Below are 1,314 nucleotides of genomic sequence, written 5' to 3'. Positions count from 1 at the left end.
TGGATGCGCGGGCGGGGGCGTTGGCGCGGCGGTTGGCGGGGTTGGGGGTGGGGCCGGAGCGGTCGGTGGCGGTGGTGGCGTCGCGGTCGGTGGAGTTGGTGGTCGCGGTGCTGGGGGTGCTCCAGGCGGGGGGTGCGTATGTGCCGGTGGATCCGTCGTATCCGGCGGATCGGGTCGGGTTCATGGTGCAGGACGCCTCGCCGGTGGCGGTGGTGGCGGTCGCCGGGTTGGAGGGCGTGGTCGGTGGGGGCCTGCCGGTGGTGGTGCTGGGGGACGGCGGCGCGTCCTGCCGACTCCTGCCCGGCGGGAGCGAGCCGGTGTCGCCGTCGGAGGGCATCGGATCCTGGCCGGCGGGCCGGGCGGATCGGACGGGTGTCGCGAGCGGCGCGGGCAGGGCTGTACCTGGTGTTCAGGTCGGGGGAGACGCGTTTCCAGCGGCGGTCGCGGATGCTCCGGAGCCTTCGGTGCCGGGGCTGCTCCCGGAGCATCCGGCGTATGTGATCTTCACGTCGGGGTCGACGGGCCGGCCGAAGGGCGTGGTGGTGACGCACGGCGCGGTGACGCGGCTGCTGGCTTCGACGCGGGAGTGGTTCGGGTTCGGGCCGGATGACGTGTGGACGTTGTTCCACTCGTATGCGTTCGATTTCTCGGTGTGGGAGTTGTGGGGGGCGTTGCTGCACGGCGGGCGGCTGGTGGTGGTGCCGTTCGGGGTGAGCCGGTCGCCGGAGGAGTTCCTGGCGTTGCTGGAGCGGGAGCGGGTGACGGTGCTCAACCAGACCCCCTCGGCCTTCTACCAGCTGATGCAGGTCGAGGAGGAACACCGGCACGCGGATCTGGCGCTGCGGTACGTCGTCTTCGGTGGGGAGGCGCTGGAGACGGGGCGGCTGCGGCAGTGGTACGACCGCCGTCCGCAGGATGCGCCGCTGCTGGTGAACATGTACGGGATCACCGAGACGACGGTGCATGTGACGTACGCGCCGTTGGGGCCGGACAGTCCGGCGGGGTTGATCGGGAGGGGGATCCCGGATCTGCGGTTGTACGTGCTGGACGGGTTTTTGAATCCGGTGCCGGTGGGGGTGGTGGGGGAGCTGTATGTGGCGGGTGCGGGGTTGGCGCGGGGGTATGCGGGCCGGTCGGGGTTGACGGCGGAGCGGTTCGTGGCGTGTCCGTTCGGTGGGGTGGGGGAGCGGATGTACCGCAGCGGGGATCGGGTGCGGTGGGACCGGTCGGGCCGTCTGGTGTATGCGGGGCGGGCGGATGCGCAGGTGAAGGTGCGGGGGTTCCGGATCGAGCCGGGTGAGGTGGAGGCGGTGC

General features: G+C 72.0%; 1 protein-coding gene. It reads left to right on the top strand.

Annotated features, from left to right (window positions below; genetic code table 11):
• Positions 1 to 47: 47 nt before the first annotated feature.
• On the top strand, positions 48 to 1,314 hold a 1,267-nt coding region (locus IEZ07_RS35220; protein ID WP_307729050.1), incomplete at its 3' end, for an amino acid adenylation domain-containing protein.

Source organism: Planomonospora parontospora, from assembly GCA_014647935.1.
GTDB lineage: Bacteria > Actinomycetota > Actinomycetes > Streptosporangiales > Streptosporangiaceae > Planomonospora > Planomonospora parontospora.
This window is presented reverse-complemented; position numbering and strand designations above follow the sequence as displayed.